Source organism: Paenibacillus sp. FSL K6-3182, from assembly GCF_037976325.1.
Taxonomy (GTDB): Bacteria; Bacillota; Bacilli; order Paenibacillales; family Paenibacillaceae; genus Pristimantibacillus.
Window position 1 is genome coordinate 5185838 of sequence record NZ_CP150265.1, and the last position, 20953, is coordinate 5206790.

The 20953-nt window shown below is 46.7% G+C and carries 17 protein-coding genes; 5 read left to right on the top strand and 12 right to left on the bottom strand.

The features are described 5' to 3' along the window. Nucleotides 1-16: 16 nt before the first annotated feature. The 10 genes from polA to MHH56_RS23005 all read right to left on the bottom strand — a co-directional run bounded on the left by polA (nt 17) and on the right by MHH56_RS23005 (nt 13866). Complete coding sequence (gene polA / locus MHH56_RS22960) at nt 17-2695, bottom strand: DNA polymerase I (protein WP_339204001.1); 2679 nt, start codon at nt 2693-2695, stop codon at nt 17-19. Between the two features lie 104 nt (nt 2696-2799). After that, nucleotides 2800-4020 carry an EAL domain-containing protein gene (locus MHH56_RS22965; protein ID WP_339204002.1) on the bottom strand — a complete coding sequence of 407 codons (1221 nt, stop codon included), beginning with the start codon at nt 4018-4020 and terminating at the stop codon, nt 2800-2802. Further along, nucleotides 4017-5555 carry a GGDEF domain-containing protein gene (locus MHH56_RS22970; RefSeq protein ID WP_339204003.1) on the bottom strand — a complete coding sequence of 513 codons (1539 nt, stop codon included), beginning with the start codon at nt 5553-5555 and terminating at the stop codon, nt 4017-4019. The genes MHH56_RS22965 and MHH56_RS22970 overlap by 4 nt, the downstream gene beginning before the upstream one ends. A 190-nt stretch (nt 5556-5745) precedes the next feature. Beyond that, nucleotides 5746-6405 carry a phosphate signaling complex protein PhoU gene (phoU, locus tag MHH56_RS22975; protein WP_076270305.1) on the bottom strand — a complete coding sequence of 220 codons (660 nt, stop codon included), beginning with the start codon at nt 6403-6405 and terminating at the stop codon, nt 5746-5748. 108 nt (nt 6406-6513) lie between these two features. After that, on the bottom strand, nt 6514-7269 hold the full coding sequence (pstB, locus tag MHH56_RS22980; RefSeq protein WP_308999341.1) for a phosphate ABC transporter ATP-binding protein PstB: 756 nt from the start codon (nt 7267-7269) through the stop codon (nt 6514-6516). Nucleotides 7270-7281: 12 nt separating this feature from the next. After that, entirely contained in the window at nt 7282-8157 is an 876-nt protein-coding gene (gene pstA / locus MHH56_RS22985) for a phosphate ABC transporter permease PstA (RefSeq protein ID WP_076270190.1), read from the bottom strand. 1 nt (nt 8158) lies between these two features. Next, nucleotides 8159-9022, bottom strand: a complete 864-nt coding sequence (gene pstC, locus MHH56_RS22990) for a phosphate ABC transporter permease subunit PstC (RefSeq protein WP_256711019.1) — start codon at nt 9020-9022, stop codon at nt 8159-8161. Nucleotides 9023-9211: 189 nt separating this feature from the next. Further along, nucleotides 9212-10207, bottom strand: coding sequence for a PstS family phosphate ABC transporter substrate-binding protein (locus MHH56_RS22995; protein WP_339204004.1), 996 nt, complete (start codon nt 10205-10207; stop codon nt 9212-9214). 100 nt (nt 10208-10307) lie between these two features. Then, nucleotides 10308-11561: a methyl-accepting chemotaxis protein gene (locus tag MHH56_RS23000; protein ID WP_339204005.1), complete on the bottom strand. Its 1254-nt coding sequence runs from the start codon at nt 11559-11561 to the stop codon at nt 10308-10310. 235 nt (nt 11562-11796) lie between these two features. After that, complete coding sequence (locus MHH56_RS23005; RefSeq protein WP_339204007.1) at nt 11797-13866, bottom strand: beta-galactosidase; 2070 nt, start codon at nt 13864-13866, stop codon at nt 11797-11799. 151 nt (nt 13867-14017) lie between these two features. Between MHH56_RS23005 and MHH56_RS23010 the strand changes: the two genes are divergently transcribed. The 4 genes from MHH56_RS23010 to MHH56_RS23025 all read left to right on the top strand — a co-directional run bounded on the left by MHH56_RS23010 (nt 14018) and on the right by MHH56_RS23025 (nt 18206). Then, nucleotides 14018-14836, top strand: coding sequence for an AraC family transcriptional regulator (locus MHH56_RS23010; protein WP_076270194.1), 819 nt, complete (start codon nt 14018-14020; stop codon nt 14834-14836). A gap of 823 nt (nt 14837-15659) precedes the next feature. Beyond that, a complete protein-coding gene (locus MHH56_RS23015) occupies nt 15660-16847 on the top strand; it encodes a M20 family metallopeptidase (protein ID WP_339204008.1) in 1188 nt (395 codons plus the stop codon). Between the two features lie 47 nt (nt 16848-16894). After that, nucleotides 16895-17653, top strand: coding sequence for a threonine/serine exporter family protein (locus tag MHH56_RS23020; protein ID WP_339204010.1), 759 nt, complete (start codon nt 16895-16897; stop codon nt 17651-17653). Nucleotides 17654-17729: 76 nt separating this feature from the next. Beyond that, entirely contained in the window at nt 17730-18206 is a 477-nt protein-coding gene (locus tag MHH56_RS23025) for a threonine/serine exporter family protein (protein WP_339204011.1), read from the top strand. Between the two features lie 6 nt (nt 18207-18212). On the opposite strand, the gene MHH56_RS23030 is transcribed toward MHH56_RS23025, so the two are convergent. Next, nucleotides 18213-19064 carry a lipoate--protein ligase family protein gene (locus tag MHH56_RS23030; protein WP_339204012.1) on the bottom strand — a complete coding sequence of 284 codons (852 nt, stop codon included), beginning with the start codon at nt 19062-19064 and terminating at the stop codon, nt 18213-18215. A gap of 174 nt (nt 19065-19238) precedes the next feature. Here MHH56_RS23030 and MHH56_RS23035 point away from each other — a divergent pair, with 174 nt between their 5' ends. Further along, nucleotides 19239-20105: an AraC family transcriptional regulator gene (locus MHH56_RS23035; RefSeq protein WP_339204013.1), complete on the top strand. Its 867-nt coding sequence runs from the start codon at nt 19239-19241 to the stop codon at nt 20103-20105. Nucleotides 20106-20222: 117 nt separating this feature from the next. On the opposite strand, the gene MHH56_RS23040 is transcribed toward MHH56_RS23035, so the two are convergent. Further along, nucleotides 20223-20945: a response regulator transcription factor gene (locus MHH56_RS23040; protein WP_076270199.1), complete on the bottom strand. Its 723-nt coding sequence runs from the start codon at nt 20943-20945 to the stop codon at nt 20223-20225. Nucleotides 20946-20953: the final 8 nt, after the last annotated feature.

The following is a 20953-nucleotide window of genomic DNA, read 5'->3' on the forward strand; positions in this document are numbered from 1 at the left end:
ACTGCCCGCCAGTGGGTTACTTTGCTTCATACCAATTGTCACCGAAACTCATATCGGCCTTCAAAGGAACATCAAGTTTGAGCGCTCCAGCCATCACTTCAGGCACAAGCGTCTTCATCAGCTCCAGCTCCTCTTGCGGCACTTCGAACACGAGCTCATCGTGCACCTGCAGCAGCATGCGGCTCTTCAGCTTGCGTTCGCGCAGCGCAGCGTCCATATGGACCATGGCCAGCTTAATAATATCTGCCGCAGTACCTTGAATCGGTGTATTCATCGCCGTACGTTCAGCAAAGGATCGCAAGTTGAAATTAGAAGCATTGATGTCATTCAGATAACGCCTGCGCTCAAGCAGTGTGGCCACATACCCGTCGCGCTTCGCTTGCTGAACGATATCGTGCATATATTGGCGAACGCCTTTGAAAACCTCCTTGTAATCCGCAATAAACTTTCCAGCTTCATTACGGGAAATGCCAAGGTTTTGCGATAAGCCAAAATCGCTGATGCCATACACGATGCCGAAGTTGACCGCTTTTGCCGAACGACGCATGTTGGAATCAACCTCCTCGGCAGTTACGCCGAATACATCCATCGCTGTTTTGGTGTGAATATCCATGTCCTTAATGAACGCTTCCTTCATATTCTCATCATCAGCAATATGTGCGAGCACACGAAGCTCAATTTGTGAATAGTCCGCTGCTACGATGGACCAGCCCGGCTCGGACGGCACAAAGGCTTTCCTAATTTGGCGTCCTTCCTCAAGACGAATCGGAATGTTCTGCAAGTTAGGGAACTGACTGCTTAGACGACCGGTAGCTGCAATGGTCTGGCGATAATACGTGTGTATTTTGCCTGTTTCCTTGCGCACCTCTTTAAGCAAGCCCTCTACATAAGTAGATTGCAGCTTCGAGAGCTGACGATAATGCAGGATAAGCGGAATTATCTCGTGATAAGGCGCAAGCTCCTCCAGCACCTCAGCATCCGTCGAATAACCTGTTTTCGTCTTTTTCTTAGCAGGCAGACCAAGCTTCTCGAATAAAATCTCACCCAACTGCTTTGGCGATCCGATATTAAATTCCGTACCAGCAAGCTTGTACACGCTGCTAATGATTGTTGTCAGCTTACTCTCCAAATTACGACCAAGCGCCTCCAGCTCCTCGGACTTTACTTTAATGCCCTGAAACTCCATCCCTGCAAGAATGCGGGACAATGGATGCTCCATGTCAAAATAAAGCTTGCTCATGCCCGTATTGCTTAGCTCTTCGGTTAACAAAGGCACGAGCTTCCGAACCGCTTCCGCTTTCAGCGATAAATGGCGGTAAAGCGTATCGGCATCAGGCACTCTGAATTTCGCGCCTTTGCCATAAACAGCTTCATCCGGCGGCAGTGTCGACAGCCCCTGCTTCTCATTAATTCCGCTTAGCGTCTGGCTCGCTTCTGTAGGATCGAGCAAATATGCTGCCAGCTGCACATCAAAAGCAGAGCCCTCAAAGCTGATTCCGCTCCATTTGAGTGCGAGCTCCACCTTATGGAGATCAAAGCCGTATTTCGGCTTGTCCGCTTGTTCGAGCCAGTCGCGAAGCTTCGCTGCAAAAGGCTGCTTAAGCACTGAATATGGCATTACAAACACTGCTTCATCGCTGGCGATAGCAAGGCCAATCAGCTCGGCATGATGCGGATTCTCTCCAATGGCTTCGATATACAAGCCATTTTTGTCCGACTTCTGGAGCAGCTGAATAAGCTTCTCCAGCATCTCTGCGTCTTTTTCTGATTCGATCACATTAATATTCAAATCAGCAGCAGCAGCTTCGGCTTCCTTATCCATATCACCTGCTTCAGCACCTAGCTCCAAGCGATCAATTAATGATTTGAATTCCAGCTTGCGGAACGCCTCAGCCAGCTTCGAACCATCATACCCAGCATAACGAATGTCATCGATAGACTTTTCTATAGGCACTTCTCGGAAGATCGTCGCCAAGCGCTTGCTCATCGTAGCATCATCTTTATGGCTCTCAATGTTTTCCTTCAGCTTGCCCTTCAGCTTGTCCAAGTTATCAAGCACGCTTTCAACCGATCCATGCTCATGAAGCAGCTTAAGCGCCGTTTTCTCGCCTACGCCTGGAACACCAGGGATGTTGTCAGAGGTATCCCCCATGAGCCCCTTAAGATCGATAATTTGCATCGGCACAAGGCCGTATTTCTCTTGAATTGTCTCTGGTGTGTAAAGTTCAACATCACTAACGCCTTTGCGTGTTACCGCAATGGTTACTTTGTCTGAAGCAAGCTGCAGCATATCTTTATCTCCAGTAACGACAAAAGCTTCTACACCTTTCTCGTCAGCTGCCTTCGTTAGTGTACCGATAATATCATCGGCTTCATAACCGGACAGCTCAAACTGCGAAATGCTGAAGGCTTGAAGCAGCTCCTTAAGCACTGGAAATTGCTCTGACAGCTCTGGCGGTGTCTTTTGTCTTCCGCCTTTATATTCCGCATAACCTTCATGGCGAAAAGTGACCTTGCCAGCATCAAATGCAACCAGCACATGAGTCGGCTTTTCTTGTTCAAGCAGCTTAAGCAGCATCGTTGTAAACCCAAAAATCGCATTCGTGTGATTGCCCGCCGAATTCGTAAGCGGCGGCAAAGCAAAAAACGCACGGTAGATTATACTGTTTCCGTCAATTAGCATCCATTTTTCCATAAGGAATCAACACCTTCTTTATGTAACATTCATACCTTTAAGTATACCACAAAAAGGGCTATTCCCAAGCATCGCTGCTATAGGATAGCCCTTTTTTGTATCGGTTACATCATCATGGAATGAAATGGAGCAGGCCTGCCTAATAAATAACCTTGAGCATATTCAATCCCCATCTCACGCACCTTCGCAAGCTCCGCTTCAAGTTCTATGCCTTCGGCAATTATGGAAATATCCATTTTTGCTGCAATCTGAACCAGCGTGTACAAAATATGCTCTTTCATCTCATCCAAGTGGATATTCTGAATAATTGACCGATCCACCTTCAAATAATCAGGACGCAGCTCAGCGATTGATTGCAAGGACGAATAACCCGCTCCAACATCATCAATTGCAATTTGATAACCTTGGCTCCGGTAATGCTCCAGCGCCTTCTTCACAGAGCCAAAATCTGCGATTGAGCTTCGTTCAGTAATTTCAAATACGACATGATGAGGCGATAGCTTATGCTGCTCCAGCAGACTGAGCGTTTGGCCAGGCGAGAAGCTTGGATCCTCCATAATTTGCGCCATCACATTAATGAATAGCTTTTGCCCTGGCATGAGCCGCAGACAGCCATCTATCGCCTTTTCTCTAGCCAGTCTATCCAAGCTATAAGTCAAATTCTCCTGCTCAGCACACTGAAAGAGCTCCATAGGTCCGGCAAACCAAGTTTGATCCTGCGTACGCGATAGCGCTTCGAAGCCAAATACCTCTCCTTCGCGCAGCAGCGATACGATAGGCTGATATACTGGCTGAATAAGCCGCTTGCTAATGACTCGTTCCAGAGCTCGGCGCTTCAAGCTTCGTTCCATCGATCCGGCGGATTGCCCGTGCAAAATTGCTTTTTTCATCGCATCATACCAGACAAGTCCATCCACAGGGTCATTGTCATTGGGTACGACAGATACACCAATATGGAGCTTCCCAAGCACATCAGCTAGCCCCTCATAGCAAATCTCCTCTGCAAATTGTTTCTCCCAATCAGCGGTATGCTTATAAGCCAGCTCAAGCAGCCAGTCCTCCTGCAGCAGTTGATGCCCGGCCGGCAAACGCATATGGATAAATAAATCCTCCTTCATCCATTGCAGCCCTTCAAATAGTAAAGAGCTTCCAAATGCAGCCTTCACCTCATTCTCAGCAAAAACACGCCATTTCTCATGCTGCGCGGATAAGTGATTTTTCCGAACATCCGTAGGAAACTGCCATGATAAATAAATAATACCAAGATGACCCGAGCTCACGTTTTCCGTATCGTTTAGCCGCCATATGTCCCGTAGTTGTCTCAATTTCCGTTCCGTTCCTCTCCATGATGCATTCCTATAATTTGATCCATGACATAGACGCTGCCTTTAAGAGCTTTCGCTTGTTTCTTCAGCTTTGCCGCAATCCTCGGAATATCATCTGCCGCAAGCGCTACTCTGCCATCCCATAACATGAGTGACAAAGAAAGCGTTACACCCTCCTGATCAATGAGATTGCCCTCTCGATCCTCAACCGTCGTTACTTCAACGCCGCCGTAAAATGCTTTAATCCCGCTATCGAAACGCTTTATCATAGCCTGGCATAATTGCTCCGCCGAATCTGCTCTCATCACCACGATGAAATCATCTCCGCCTATATGTCCGACAAAATCGTCGCCTGCTCCGAGCTGATCAAGCTCCATGCGCAGAATATCTCCTAAATAGCGAATCAAATTATCACCGAGCCCAAAACCAAAGGAATCGTTATACCATTTAAAATAGTCCAAGTCCGCATAAACGACAGCAAACGGCTCACCTTGTCCGATCCGCTGGCTCAGTTCAAGCTGAATTTCCTCGTTCCCCGGCAGCCCCGTAAGCGGATTAGCTGTTCGTGCTGCCTCCGTGCGAAGCGCCGTCATGCATTCCAAGATAGACCTGATCGTAGCTGCTCCTGCCATCTGTCCATCCTTCGTAATGAGAACGACATCGTAGAGCTGCGAGAAATCCCTTGCCATTGCCAGCTGAGATACATGCTCGACAGTAAGCTGCTCATCCACAATAAGCGGTTGATTGTTCATAATCCGCTCAATCGGTCTGTTCCAATAAAGAGGCAGCCCGAATTGGCCGGCTAACATTTGATGCAGCTTCTCTTTCATTAAGATGCCAATTGGTCTGCCTTTATCGACAATGACCGCGCCTTGCGCCTTCGCATTCGTATCGAAAAAATAAGCAACTTCGGACACCCTGGCCCGGGCAGGAAATATCGGAAAAGGTGCAGCAAGCCCGCCAATTCGAACGGTTCGGCTATGGTTCCCCGGCAAATGCAGCTGCTGCACTGGCTCGCCTGCTCCGATGATCTGACCGTAGTTTTCTATTTTCGGTTTGCCTTCGGATAGAGATTCTTGGCGGTTCCTTCCGAGAGTAACGTTATATGCGCTTTGCTCCATCGCATCAAGAATCATCCGATAAACAACCGACTCCGAGGAACGGCCGGTTGCTGGAGGGTATGCAGTTGAAAGACCTATGCTTACCTCCAGATCGGTGTCTGAGAAAGCCCCGTCTTCTTTTTTTGCATCAGACTTCCTTAGCCTATCAATAAGCCGCTCCATCGCTTTCTCGACCACTCGAATGATCGGTTCATCCTTCTGCTGCCGATCAAATAAATAAAAGTAATCCCATTCAAGGCGCTGACGCCAGAAAAGCCTTGCCTCCGTGCCCTCCCATAGCTGCAATACTGATTCTGCTGCTGTGTTCCCGAGGCGAAAACGGACGTAAATGACACCAATTCCGCCTTCATGCCAGCGCTCTTTTATGCTGCGGAGCATATCTCGATTGAATAAACCAACCCCGACTCCATTCATGCCAATCCCCTCAATCGACTATCGTCTATTTCAGTTCCTTTATGTATTACTTTACCAGCCAATTGTGAATGGAGATGCATAAAAGGATTAACTTGCGGTAAAATTCGACATTTTTCTTAGTTCTTTTCTCCTAAATAAAAAAACCGTCCAGCAGCTAAGCGTGGGCGGTCTTAAGTATGTTTTAAGTAGGTTATACGTTCAAATCCGGACGATTGCCCGTTACGAGATAAACGACGCTCTCACCGATGTTCGTCGCGTGATCACCGAATCTTTCGAGGTAACGTCCGACGAGAGTAAGAAGCGATGACTGTGTAATGTTGCGAGGATTTTCCATCATAAGGGAATAAAGCTCGCGCGTAATTTGTCCATACAGGGCATCAACCTGATCGTCGTCCTTCGCCATTTTGTAAGCAAGGTCCACGTTTTCTTGAATAAACGATTGAATGGACTCGTATGTCATAAGCTGAACAATTTCTGCCATACGCGGCAAATCGATTAACGGTTTTATTAGCTCCTGACCCTCTAAACGCAATACAACCTTAGCAATATCAACGGAGAGATCGCCCATACGCTCCAAATCGCTTGCAATCTTAAACGAGGACAGAATTCTTCTCAAATCCTTGGCAACAGGCTGCTGCGTAGCGATCAGCTTCGAGCCGATTTCCGTAATCTTTTCTTCCATTTGGTTAAGCGACGGGTCCAGCTTTATGACCTGCTTCGCACGGTCAACATCAACGGTTTTTAATGCTTCCATCGATTCTACGAGCGCTTTTTCAACAAAAGTACCCATATCAATCAGCAAATTATGAAGATGCTCTAGTCCTTGGTCAAACTCTTTACGCGTGGTCATCATGAACGGCATTCCCCCTACAAGGTTTGTAAAACAACATCATTCGCAAGGACAAAATCATATGATTCAACCTCTTGAATAAAAGCTCTCTCCCACGATCCGTTTGGCTTAGCCGAAACGTCCGCTTATATAATCTTCTGTGCGCTGATCGGTTGGATTGGAGAACAGCTTCTCCGTATCCGAGTATTCAACGACCTCGCCATTCAAGAAAAACACCGTTTGATTGGATACGCGGGCTGCCTGATGCATGTTGTGAGTAACCATCACGATTGTGTATTTATCTTTCAATTCTTGAGCAAGCTCTTCAATTTTCAGCGTGGAAATCGGGTCAAGCGCTGATGTAGCCTCATCCATAAGCAAAATATTTGGGTTTACTGCAAGTGCGCGGGCAATACAAAGGCGCTGCTGCTGTCCACCAGATAAACCGAACGCAGAACGTTTCAAGTGATCCTTTACTTCATCCCACAATACCGCGGATTTCAAGCTTGTTTCTACAATTTCATCGAGCTCGCGCTTGCTAGTAATACCATGCAGGCGAGGACCGTATGCCACGTTATCATAGATTGATTTCGGGAATGGGTTCGGCTGTTGGAATACCATGCCGACCTTTTTGCGCAGTGTTTCAACATCCACTTCATTCGAGTAAATTTCAGTACCGCCAATGGCGATACCTCCCTCAATCCGAGTGCCCGGAATCATATCGTTCATACGGTTTAGTGTACGAAGCAAAGTTGACTTTCCGCAGCCGGATGGACCGATGAATGCAGTGATTGCTTTCTCAGGTATCGTTAGTGTTACATCCTTCAAAGCGTGGAAAGCGCCGTAAAACAAATTCAGCTTGTTAATATTAATAAGTGCTTCCATATCGTTTTCCTCCTAAATATTCTTCTGATACTTGTTGCGAAGCAAAATAGCCGAAAAGTTCATTAGCAACAACAGCGCTAGTAAAACGATAATACCGCTGGCCGCAAGCTCCTTGAATTCAAGCTGTGGCTTAGACAACCAGTTGTACACTTGAATAGGAATAACCGTAAACGAATCCTTAAGACCTTCTGGCAAAAAGGCAACATACGTTAATGCTCCGATCATAACTAGCGGTGCCGTTTCTCCAATTGCACGAGACATAGCAAGAATGACGCCAGTTAGTACGCCAGGAAGAGCTGAGGGCATAACAGAGCGAGAAACGGTCTGCCACTTGGTCGCGCCTAGAGCGAACGAAGCATCACGGCGTGATTTCGGAACGGCACGAATCGCTTCTTGTGCAGATACGATAATAATAGGAAGCACAAGCAGCGTCATCGTGAGCGCCCCTGCAATGAGGCTGCGATCAAGAGCGAGCAGTCGTACGAACAAGGTTAAGCCCAAAATACCGTATACGATGGACGGAACGCCCGCTAGTGTACTGATATTAAGCTGAATCATCCGGGTAATCCGGCCCTTTTTCGCATATTCCTCCAAGAAAATCGCAGCTCCTACTCCAAAAATAAAGGAAATAGGCGCCATAATAAGCAGCATGTAAATCGTACCAACCAGCGCCGACTTCATTCCGGAACCGTCCGCTTTGCGAGACGGGAAGTTCGTGAATAGATCAGGCTGGAGCCTTGCAATACCGTCGATCAAAATATCTACGATTAACGCGCAAAGCGCGAGAACGCCGATGGAAGTGGCGGCGACGAATAGGATATGAAGCATCCAATCTTTTTTCCGCCGATTAGCAATTTGTTTGCGGTTTGCATCTAGAAATATGTTCATCTTAGTACTCCTCTCTGAATCTTCTTGCAATGTACTGGGCAAGAATATTGAGTAGGAATGTAATGACGAACAACGTCATGCCGACCGCGAAGATCGATCCATACTCAACCGTTCCATGCGGCGTATCCCCAAGGCTGACCTGAACGATATAAGCGGTCATCGTCTGGATGCTCTCAAGCGGATTAGCCGTCATATTAGGTGTAGAGCCTGCCGCTACCGTAACGATCATCGTCTCGCCGATCGCCCTTGAGAAAGCAAGTACGGCAGAAGCCACGATACCCGAGAAGGCTGCTGGCACAACGATTTTCAAAGCAACCTCGAACCGTGTTGCGCCAAGCGCATAAGCGCCGTCACGCAAGCTGCGCGGTACAGAGGACATCGCATCCTCACTTAGCGAGCAAACCATAGGAATAATCATAATACCGACAACAATACCGGCACTTAATGCATTGAACACGCCGGCGCTATGAAAAATACTTTGAATAAGCGGTGTAACCAAGCTAAGAGCAAAGTAACCATATACGATGGTTGGAACTCCTGCGAGTACCTCCAATATCGGTTTAATTACTTTACGAACCCGCTTCGGTGCATATTCTGATAAGTAAATGGCACTTGCAAGCCCTAGAGGGATAGCGACTAAACAAGCGATAAACGTAATCATGAGCGTGCCTGACAGGAGCGGCAAAACGCCGAAGCTTTTGGGCGGAATTAACGGTGACCATTTGGTCCCAAACAAGAAATCAAAAATCGGTATTTTTTGAAAAAACTGATAGGTCTCTGAGATGAGTGTGACGACAATACCTATTGTAGTTAGAACAGATACGGATGCACACAGGAACAATAGGATTGGCATCAATTTGTTCATGATGCTTACGCGTTTATTTTTGAAATCATAGACTTCCTTGCTGTTTGTTTGAGCCTTACTGACCGTTTGCAGCCCTTGGCTTGGCATTGCAGCGTCCTCCTTCTTGCCTTTACAATTCGTTTACATTTGTGCCGATAAAAAGGTGATGTCCCTCGAGACACCACACATTTTCATCAGGTCGTTTGTTACTTATTTAATTTTTGCTGCTTCTGTTGCGTATTGCTCATCTGGAAGTGATACATAACCAACTTCGCCAGCAAAAGTACCGATGTTGTTGATATAGTATTTAACGAATGCGTTCACTTCTGGACGCTCAAGCTCTTTATTGTTTGCATAGATGAAGAGTGGACGGGACAATGGAGCATAAGTGCCGTCTTTAATTGTGTCATAAGTTGGTGTAATAGCGCCTTTGCCGCCGTCTACAGGAACAACTTTCAATTTATCTTGGTTTTCTTCAAAGTAAGCAAAACCGAAGTAGCCAATGCCGTATTTGCTGCCTGCTACGCCTTGAACAAGTGCGTTGTCGTCTTCAGAGAAGCTGATTGCTTTATCATTGCGAATGCCTGCTTTTTCAAGAATAGCTTCATTAAAGTAGTCATAAGTTCCGGAATCAGCGCCTGGTGAGAACATTACGATCGGCTCAGCAGGGAAAGTGTCGCGAACGTCTTTCCAAGTTGTTACTGTGCTGCCAGTTGTAAAGATTTTGTTCAGCTCTTCAACTGTCAAGTGGTCGATGAAGTCATTGTCTTTGCTTACAACAACAGACAAACCGTCAAATGCTACAGAAAGCTCTGTATATTCGATGCCAGCTGCTTTACAAGCTGCTGCTTCTTCATCCTTGATGTGACGGGAAGCATCTGCAATGGCAATCTCGCCTGCGCAAAATTGTTTAAAGCCGCCGCCTGTGCCAGATACGCCAACCGGTACTCGTACATCTTTGTGCTCTTTGTTGAATTCTTCAGCTGCTGCTTCTGTAAGTGGGAACACTGTGCTTGAACCATCAATTTTAATCTCGCCTGACAATTTCACATCTTCACCAGCTGGTGCGTTAGTTGCAGTGTTATTCTTAGATCCTGTATTTTCAGAACCTTTATTTCCGCTATTATTACCACATGCAGCTGCGAATACGAGCAGCGTCACCATCGACAACATTAGAATTCCTTTAAACCCTTTTTTCTTTAACAACTCTACCACTCCTCTTATTATGTCTGTAAGGGTTCATCCCCGTGCCTCTTATACTACTAGCCGTTTGTAAACCTCGTATTCTGTTTTTGTAAACTCCATGTTAAAAATAAGATTGCTGTAATTTTTTCATTTCGACTGCGATATGAACGGCTTGCTGATGTGCCTGCTCCGATAAAACGCCAATTTGCTTCGCGCTATTGCGATTATCAGCTGCCGCTCGGAAAAGATGATTAAACACCTCCACGGCTTCATTGATATTCGCTTCGCTTGCGATCGTCTCCATTCGTCCCGAATGAGCAAGACTTGTCGTTTGCGTAATGGCATCAACGATCGTTTTCGTTAACGTCGTAATTTCGTTCGCAAATTGCTTCGTTTGGCCTGCCAGCTTCATCACTTCACCAGCTACTACCGCAAACCCGCGCCCATGCTCCCCTGCACGGGCTGCTTCTATAGAAGCATTCAGCGCGAGTAGATTACTCATCTCTGCCAGTTCTTTTATTAATAAAGAAACTTTGCTGATTGACCCCGCCTCAGATTGAAGCTCATTCATCCGTTTCTCCTGAAGCTCAGAATTCAGCGTCATGGCGTTAAAAGCTTTTGTTACTTTATCCAGCTCGTTTTTGCCGGTTAGGGTCAAATCGACCATATCTACAGACATTGACTCGCCATGTTCAGTTGACTTGCGAACGCTGCTGACGGCTTGTTCGATCTCTCTCACCCGCTGCTCTGCTGAGCGAATCGTACTCATTTGCGCATCAACGGCTTCCTGCTGCAGCAGCCGGGAAATCTTGAGCATGTCCGACACAGTCAATATACCTGCAAGCTTATTTTTTAACGTAACGATGACACAATCATAAAGCACACTCTCGTGGCGGCTTAATGCGCTGTCAATGAGCTGCTGCGGTGCATAATCATAATCGACTACGAGCGGACTCGCATCCATAAGCTTTGTAATTGGTTTGTCATCATACAAATCTGCGCTAAAGCGATGGCCCAGCTTCAGGAAGAATCGATTGCGCATCATCAGACCGATAGGAGCCCCTTGCTCCCCAGTTACGATAATGCACTCACTTTCCGGATGCTTCTTAAACACAGCAATCGTCTGCCGGCATGTATGCTCTGCGTCTATTGTTGGAGCCTGACGTAAAAAATGATGCAGTCGCGTTGCTTCTGCTTTTACCGGATGCATTGTTATTTCATCAGCACGCTGCTCCGATTGCTTAACAGTCCTTTCATCGGTTCCTTTTACCTCAATCGGTTGTTGTACGTTTCCGTTAAGTGGTGTGTTTGGAGCAGTACGCTCATTTTTCTCGATAGCTGATTGTTTTTCTTTATCTAGAACAGTCGCTGTCACTTCACCCTCACCCTTCCTTCTTTTTCCTTATGCACTCACTATAGGTCGTAAGCATCAATTGAATTAGGTAGAAATGTTATCGGAATGTTAAATTCGACAATATATTTTTTAATTTCCGTAAAAACATACCTATTGAATTTTCCAATAAGAGAGTCTTTATGACTAAACAACAAAAAAGCTGTGATCCACGTACAGTTTCCTGTACGCTTCACACAGCTTTTCTATAAGACTAGTATTATTTCGAAGCTCGTTTCAAGATCCGGCAGCCGTAAGCCTTCAATTCAACACTGTTGTTTAGAGCCGCACCCGTCAACAAATCTGTATACTGCTGAGCATCTAAAGCAACCGAAGCCTCATTTGCACTGAAATTGGATACAAATACGTAGTCGTTCACACCATCCGTTCTTAATTGTGCAGTTACGCCATGCGGCAGCTCGGAATCAAGAACTCGCTTGATCCCCTCTTGCTCTATAATTCGAGTCAGAAAATCGTTTGTAAAAGCTGCTTCGTTGCGCGATGCAACATAGTAGGCTTTGCCTGCACCCAAATGATTTACCGTTAAGGCAGGGCGACCCGCATAGAAATCCTCTCCATATACAGCAAGTGCCTCCGCACCTTCAAGATGGATAAGATCACACAGCTCGCGTGCTGTATATTGGCCGCTCAGTCCAAGCTTATTTCCGTCCTTCAGCACGACCTGATTGGAATCATGATCATGCAGCGAATCGATCTCCTCGGACCAGATCCCAAGCGTCTTGCGCAGTGGTCCTGGGAAGCCTGTTAGGAAGCATAGGTCATTCTCATCAACGATACCTGTCCAATAAGTAGCGATGAAAGTACCGCCATTTTCAACAAAACGTTCAATGCGCTCGCCTACACCCGGACGCACCATATATAACATAGGAGCAATAAGAAGCTTGTACGAATCAAAGCTGCATTCCGAATCAATAATATCCACTGGAACACCCAGATCCCAGAACGGACGATAATGGCGTTTAGCCGTTTCCTCATAATGAAGACCGCTATTGCGCGGGCCTTGCGAATCCTTTACTGCCCAGCGGTTTTCCCAATCATAGATAAGCGCTACCTCTGGCTTCACAGTTGTACCTACTACTTCAGTGAGTTTCTCCAAAGCTTCGCCAAGCTCAGCCACATCACGGAAAACGCGAGTATGCTCATGGCCGACATGGTCCACTACTGCACCGTGCAGCTTCTCGCTTGAGCCTCTGCTCTTGCGCCACTGGAAATACTGAACAGTATCTGAGCCATGTGCAACCGCTTGAAGCGATGACAGCATATGCATGCCTGGACGCTTTACTTTGCTGATCGGCTGCCAGTTCGTCATACTCGGCGTGCTTTCCATCAGCATGAACGGCTTTCCGCCACCAAGCGAACGAAACACATCATGGTTAAAGCCGATCCATGCCGCTTGCTCGCTGTCGTCTCCACCATTGTCGTGCCAAGTTGGGTAAGCATCCCACGAAATCATATCGAGCAGCTCTGTAAACTTCCAATAGTTAAGCGGCTCAAAATCAAGCATAAAGTTCGTCGTAATCGGTAGCTCACTGTTAGCAGCGCGCAGCGGAGCAATTTCGTTGCGGCAGAAATCAACCGTTTGATCCGTAACGAATCTTCTCCAGTCAACATTCTGGCCGTGAACCGCTTTCTCGCCACGCTCGGTTGGCGACTCGACTTGGCTCCAATCGGTATACGTATGGCTCCAGAACGTCGTCCACCAAGCATCGTTAAGCGCTTCTAGCGTACCGTATTTATTTTTCAGCCAGTCGCGGAAAGCGTCTTCACAATACGAGCAGTGACATTCGCCGCCATATTCATTTGATATATGCCAGCCGATGACCGCAGGATGATCCGAATAACGTTCAGCCAGCTTCGAGTTCATGATCGTTACCTTCTCGCGATATACAGGTGAGCTGAAGCAGTGGTTGTGACGCGCACCATGCAAATTACGAATTCCGTTAGGTGCTACGCGCAGCACTTCCGGATATTTTTGAGACATCCATACCGGGCGTGCACCGCTTGGTGTAGCAAGCAAGGCATAGATGCCGTTAGCAGCAAATTTATCAAGCAACGTGTCCAGCCATTCAAATGTAAATACGCCTTCCTCAGGCTCGATCGCCATCCATGCAAAAATGCCTACAGACATCACATTGCAATGTGCAAGCTTCATGAGGCGGATGTCTTCCTCCAGCACCTCAGGATACTTCTGCCATTGATCTGGATTATAATCTGCACCATGCAGCATTTGCGGAATTTTTGCGCTTATCGGGGGAAATTTCATACTCATCTCATCTGCCTCCATTTTCGTCTTGCTTGCAGCTATTATTGGTTATACTATAATGATATTCATATTATAGCTTGTTCATCGAACCAACTATATAACAGTATTTTCGCATCATTATAAAAATATGAAACAGGAGGCCACCGCTATCAACACGATGGTTTTTCCGATTTTGACAGAGACAGACAAGACACTCCCGGTTTATCTCACGAGTATCGGGCATTGGAGCGATCAAGAGCCGATTGACCGTCCAAACGGCTATCCTCATTTTCAATGGCTGCAAGTCATTAGCGGCTCGGGCGAGCTTCATGTTGGCGATCAACAAATGACCGTTCGAGCTGGGCAAGGGTTCTGCCTGTTTCCGAATGAGCAGCATCAATATTTTTCAATACAAGCGCCTTGGGAAATCATTTGGATGAGCTTTAGAGGCGATTTGTCGGACAAGCTGTTTAGGCAGGCTGGAATTACACAATCCGGTGTCTATTCAACTGCTGATCATGATATGATTGTTACCCACATGAAAAACATTTACGCAATGACGCAATCCGGCCGATCCTTTCTCGGTCTCGAATGCTCTAAGCTGGTTTACATGTTTTTACTTGATTTAATGAAGGTTATTCTTGTAAGCTCACACTCGGTAGAACAAAACTACTTAAAGCTGCAGCCTGTTCTTCATTATATTGAAGCTAATTACAGCAAGCTGATTACGATAAAGGATTTAGCAGGCTGTATCGATGTAACGCCGCAGTACCTATGCTTGCTTTTTAAGAAAGCATTGAAAATGCGACCAATGGCATACGTAAACCGGGAGCGCGTCAATCGGAGCAAGGAGCTTATGTTCCGCGAAAGCGAGATCAAGATGCACGAAATCTCCCAGCGCGTCGGCTTCGACTCCCCCAGCTACTTCAGCTCCGTCTTTAGGCGGCTTGAAGGGTTAAGCCCGGAGCAGTTTAAAAAAATTCACGGCATGCGTTGATGTGGGGGCAGTTGTGTGGATCGGAGTTGGCTCCGTAAGAACACATAGATGCTAACAGCAGACTTTCCGTTGCTGGCAGCACGCCTGACGGGCTACTTAAGAACCTATAGGTTCTTACAGGCACATAGCTAGGTTACTTTGGAGGCTGTAAGAACACATACGTGCTAACAGCAGACTTTCCGCTGTTGGCAGCACGCCTGACAGGCTCCATAAGAACCTATAGGTTCTTACAGACGCTCAGCTAGGTTACTTTGAAGACTGTAAGATACATACGTGCTAAAAGCAGACTTTCCGCTGTTGGCAGCACGCTTGACGAGCTCCATAAGAACCTATAGGTTCTTACAGGCACATAGCTAGGTTACTTTGGAGGCTGTAAGAACACATACGTGCTAACAGCAGACTTTCCGCTGCTGGCAGCACGCCTGACGGGCTCCATAAGAACCTATAGGTTCTTACAGGCACATAGCTAGGTTAATTTGGAGGCTGTAAGAACATATACGTGCTAACAGCAGACTTTCCGATGTTGGCAGCACGCCTGACGGGCTCCATAAGAACCTATAGGTTCTTACAGACGCTCAGCTTGGTTACTTAGGAGGCTGTAAGAACACATACGTGCTGCCAGCAGACTTTCCGCTGCTGGCAGCACGCCTGACGGACTCTGTAAGAACCTATAGGTTCTTACAGACGCTTAGCTAGGTTACTTCGGAGGTTGTAAGAACACATACGTGCTAAAAGCAGACTTTCCGCTGTTAGCAGCCGACCTACTACGAACATACAGCCGAATTCATAGATTTCACTTCATTTCAGGAGGCAAAAAAATATAATGACCGATAAAAATCTTATATTTAATGAAATTGATAAATATGCGGAAGCTTTTCGCACGGTATCACGATCGGTGGGCAGTCGGCCAGAGCTTGGACATGAGGAGTTTTTTGCTTCGGAGCTGCTTTGTACGGAGCTTGCAAAATACGGGTTTGAGGTTGAACGTGGTATTTTAGGCATTGAGACATCTTTTATCGGTGTTTATGATACAGGAAGCCCTGGACCGACAGTTGGCTTCTTATGCGAGTATGATGCTCTGCCAGAAATCGGACATGCTTGTGGACATCATCTCATCTGCGCTATGAGCATGGCAGCAGCTGTCGGACTTAAAGCGGCTTTGATAAACAGCGGCATTGGCGGAAAAATTCGCATCTATGGTACGCCAGCTGAGGAAACACGCGGAGCGAAAGTACCAATGGCAGAGGCAGGTTTATTCGATGACTGCGACTTCGCTTTAATGGCGCATCCATACTATACGTTTGAACGTTCAGGCGAATCACTAGCGCTGGATGCTGTGCAGTTTGAATTTCATGGTCTAGCCGCGCATGCAGCTGCAAGTCCATATGAAGGAATTAATGCGCTGGATGCTGTGCTTCAGCTATTCAACAGCGTTAATGCGCTGCGCCAACAAACACGCAGCGATGCGCGCATTCATGGTATTATTGACAACGGCGGCAAGGCGCCGAACATCATTCCTGATTATGCATCGGCCAAATTTTATGTCCGCTCGGCTTCACGTACTTATACAAACGAGCTCACTGCGAAAGTGCTGCGCTGTGCAGAAGGGGCCGCATTGCAGACGGGCTGCACCGTTACAACAAATCGTTTCGAATACTCTTATGATGAGCTGCTTACTAATGAAGCATTGTCCGAGCAGTTCAATACGAATCTGATCGAGGCAGGCATTCGCCCTGAGGATATGGAAATCGGCAAGGATCATGGCTCGCTTGATTTAGGCAACGTCTCCGTTCGCTGTCCAGCTATTCATCCTTACGTCAAGGTGGTACAAGATCGTTTGCTGCTTCATACGGAGGCGTTTCGTGATGCGGCAATGACCGAATATGCGCTGGACGGCATGTTATTTGGTGCCAAAATGCTAGCTGCAACCGCATACGACGTATTTGCCTATCCTGCGCTGCTCGCACGAATTCGCGCTGAATTCGAGCATCAAACCAAAAGCAGCAAGTAAGAACAGGATAAAGAACAACTTCGCTCGGAATGGGGAGGCAGGCCGCAATGGATAAAAGCATCATCAATAGCCACGAGATTACACAAATTTGTTTATTGGCCGGCAAAATCATTTTGCAAAACGGCGGCGAAACCTATCGTGTCGAAGATACGATGTCCCGAATTGCAGCTGCTTACGGCATAGAGAACTCCCATAGCTTCGTCACGCCGACCGGTATTATATTTGCCATTGACGGTTCATCCCAAATGACGAAGCTCATTCGTATTTCCGAGCGTTCGACGAATTTGCTTAAGGTATCCTTAGTCAACGATATTTCCAGAAAAATTAGCACCGGTACGCTGGCTGCTGGCGATGCACACCGACTTTTACAGGAAATAGACTCTAACGCCTTCGTTTATCCGGTTTGGATGAAAATCATTGCTGCTGCGATAGCGAGCGGCTGTTTTCTTATCATGTTCCAAGGCAGCTGGCGCGACTTCATCCCTGTTGTGCTCATCAGCGGCATTAGTTTCGCTTTTTCAGTTAAGCTGCATCGAATCGTGCCGATCAAGTTTTTCTCCGAGTTCATTACGGCTTTGCTGATCGGCACCTTGTCCGTGCTGTTTGTACATAAAGGATATGGATTTGACCTCGATAAAATTATTATTGGCTCAGTTATGCCTCTTGTGCCCGGCTTGCATATTACAGCAGCAGTCAGAGACCTGATGGCTGGCCACCTTGTATCAGGGCTTTCGAAGGGAGCAGAAGCTTTTCTCACAGCATTCGCTGTGGGTGCAGGAATCGCCGCGGTGCTCTCGTTTTATTAATCAAGCAAAAACGCCTTCGGCGTACTTTAGACGCTGAAGTAGCTTTGACGGTGAAATATAAGATAAGTAATAGAAAATGATATACTTTCTTATATTTCGCAAAATTCGGAGGTGTATTACGTTGTCGATATTAGAACAGCTAGTCACTAGCTTTATAGCTTCAGCAGCCTTCGGCCTCATCTTCAACGTACCGAAGCGAACGCTTGTGCACTGCGGCGTTGTTGGCATGATAGGCTGGTTCATTTATATTTCCTGCACAGAGCTGTCGCTGGATACCATTCCTGCGACGTTAATTGCTGCTTTTATCGTAACCGTAGTGAGCCAGCTATTCTCAAAGCTATACAAAACGCCCATCATCGTCTTCAGCGTATCCGGCATTATTCCATTAGTTCCCGGCGGACTCGCCTACGATGCTATGAGAAACGTCGTGGAAGACAATTATGACATTGCCGTGCAGCTAGCCGTAAAAGCATTCATGCTCTCAGGAGCCATTGCAATTGGCCTTATTTTCTCAGAGGTCGTCAATCAGCTCATCCGTAAAACGGAACGTTAGCATAATTTATTGAGATGGAATCGAATACCTGGAACGCAATATATTAGCCATTTCTATGATTTGTTCTTTTGTCGGCATTACAAGCTTCGACTCTGCTTCTCTCATACCCGCTTCCGTCTGCTGCGAAGCTATGACTCGTTTGACCGCTTTGACAAAAGCATCTCCGGCTCCTGCGCCAAGCGGTGTCAATTGCTCCAAACTAGCCGTGCTTTCAGCAGCCACAAGCGGATAATCGTTTTCGTTTTCCCCCTGCGCAGCTTTATCATAGAAGGATCGAACGAAGCTGGCCCGCTCCTGGCCAGATCCATCCGCTACAATAAAAGCTTGTACAATAAAGGCATGCGTCTGCCGACGCTGTGCGATTCCGCAAAACTTATACCCGCCAATGCTCAAATCAAATTCGCCAGGACAATAAGCGCCTTTGATTTCCCCTTTATCTACCTTGCAGCTCGTCTCCTGTAATGCATGACGAATCAGCCCATACATTTTTTCAAAATCATCATGAAAATGAAAGGAGTCCAACGCCTTTTTCGGCATGATCAGCGATATATTAATGACCCCCAAATCAAGCGGTACCGCAGCTCCTCCCGAATTGCGCACAGCAGTAGACCAGCCTTCCGATTGAAGAGCCATTTCAGCGTTGGCAGCGCCTGGCAATCGGCTGTCGCGCAGTCCCATAACAAATGCTCTTGGGTGTCGCCAAATATGGCAAATGGCTGGACCTCCCTGCCCTGTTTTTCTGCAAAGCAGCTCATCCAGCGCAAATGGATATAACACATCTAATTCATCCAGCTCATTCATGCGGTCGAGCAGCAGCACATTTTCCAAACCATAATCCCTTATTGAATCCCGTTCCATATGTCGTCCAACCCTCTCTGCTAATCCCTTACTCCGTATACTTGCTAAGTTATATCTATTTTAACGATAAATGAGCAATCGCGCATCATTTATACCGCTCCCTTATTGCTAATGGTGAAAGCATTCACTACAATAAGGATATTGTCATGCAGCGCCAAGGGGGTAACATTAGATTTGGAAGCAATAAATGAAAAAGTCGCATACGAAAACCCATTGCTGTCGCTGCGCGTTTTTCGCCCCATTCGCAGTCTGGACGGTTATACAAACTGGCATTATCATAAACAGGTTGAGCTGCTGCTCATTCTTGAGGGTGAGCTGGACGTTTACGTCGATGAAGAAAGCTTTCACCTGACGTCTGGCGACATCGTGCTTATCGGAGCTTCGGAGCTGCACTCCGATCGCAGCCATAACTTGCTCGATTATATTGTGCTTCAATTCGATCTGGAACCGTTTTTTGATCAAAGCACGATTCCCTATATGCGGTACTTCTCAGAAACCCAAACACCGCTCAGTAAAGCGAATTATATTTTCCAAGAAAACAACACGGCAAAGCAGCAAGCTGTCTCTTACATTCATCAGCTATTGCACGAGACGACTCATAAGGAAACTGGCTACGAGCTGGCAGTCAGCGTTTTAGTCAAGCAAATATTGCTGCTTTTGCTTCGCAACGACAGCCGCAAAGTGTTGATTGAGCAAGATAACTTTGAGCGCATTCGCCTGAAACCGGTGCTCGATTATATCGAAAATCATCTGACGGATCGTATCCAAGTTGAAGAGGTTTGCAAGATCGCCAATATGAGCTATTATTACTTCGTAAAATATTTCAAAAAAACGATCGGGCTTTCCTTTACGGAATATGTGAATTATCGCAAGGTGAAATGGGCTGAACGAATATTGCTGACGAAGGATTTGAGCATTTCGGAGGTTGGTGAGCGAATCGGGATGCCGAATATGGCACATTTTTATAAAATGTTTAAAAAATACAACGACTGCTCGCCTAAGCAATTCCAGCGTAAGATGCTTGTGCTTAACCGGCAATAGTCTGCTTATCAAGCAAAAATGCCTTTAGCGTCCTTTGGATGCTGAAGCAGCTTTGAGGGAGAAATATAAGATAAGTAGGAGAAAATGAATACTTCCATTAGAAAAAGCTCGTCCACCCTATAATTTCGGGGTAACGAGCTTTTTTGGCATAACGAGTTTATAACCTACACCACGGATCGATTCGATTTGTACAGATTGCTGACCAAGCTCCAGCTTCTTCCGCAATGAGCTCACATGAACATCAACCGTACGCTGGCCGCCGATATAATCGAAGCCCCACACGACATTCATAAGATCATCCCGCGTAATTACCATGCCTGGACGCTGTACTAAATAAAGCAGAACCTCGAACTCCTTCGGTCTAAGCGGAATCGTATCGCCGTTTAAGATGACCTCATACTTCTCGGGGTAGATGGACAAATCACCAGCTGTGATGACTTTCTCTGAAGACTCGATCGGCTTGCTATCATCAAGCTGTGTCCGACGAAGCACCGCGGATACGCGTGCTAGAAGCTCAGCCACGCCAAACGGCTTCGTAATATAATCATCAGCACCATGCTTCAGTCCTTGCACAACCTCTTCTTCCGCATTGCGAGCTGTTAAAATAATGACCGGTGTTCTTACGCCATTTTGGCGAAGACGGTTTAATATTTCAAAGCCGTTCATGCCAGGAAGCATGATATCTAAGATGACCAAATCGAAATTGCGCTGCAAAGCCGTCTGCAAGCCTTCCCCGCCATGATCGATAACGGTCGTTTCATAGCCCTCTTGGGTCAAATTGTACGACAAAAGCCTTGCTAATGTCGGTTCATCTTCAATGACGAGCACTTTATGCGACATGTTACCTC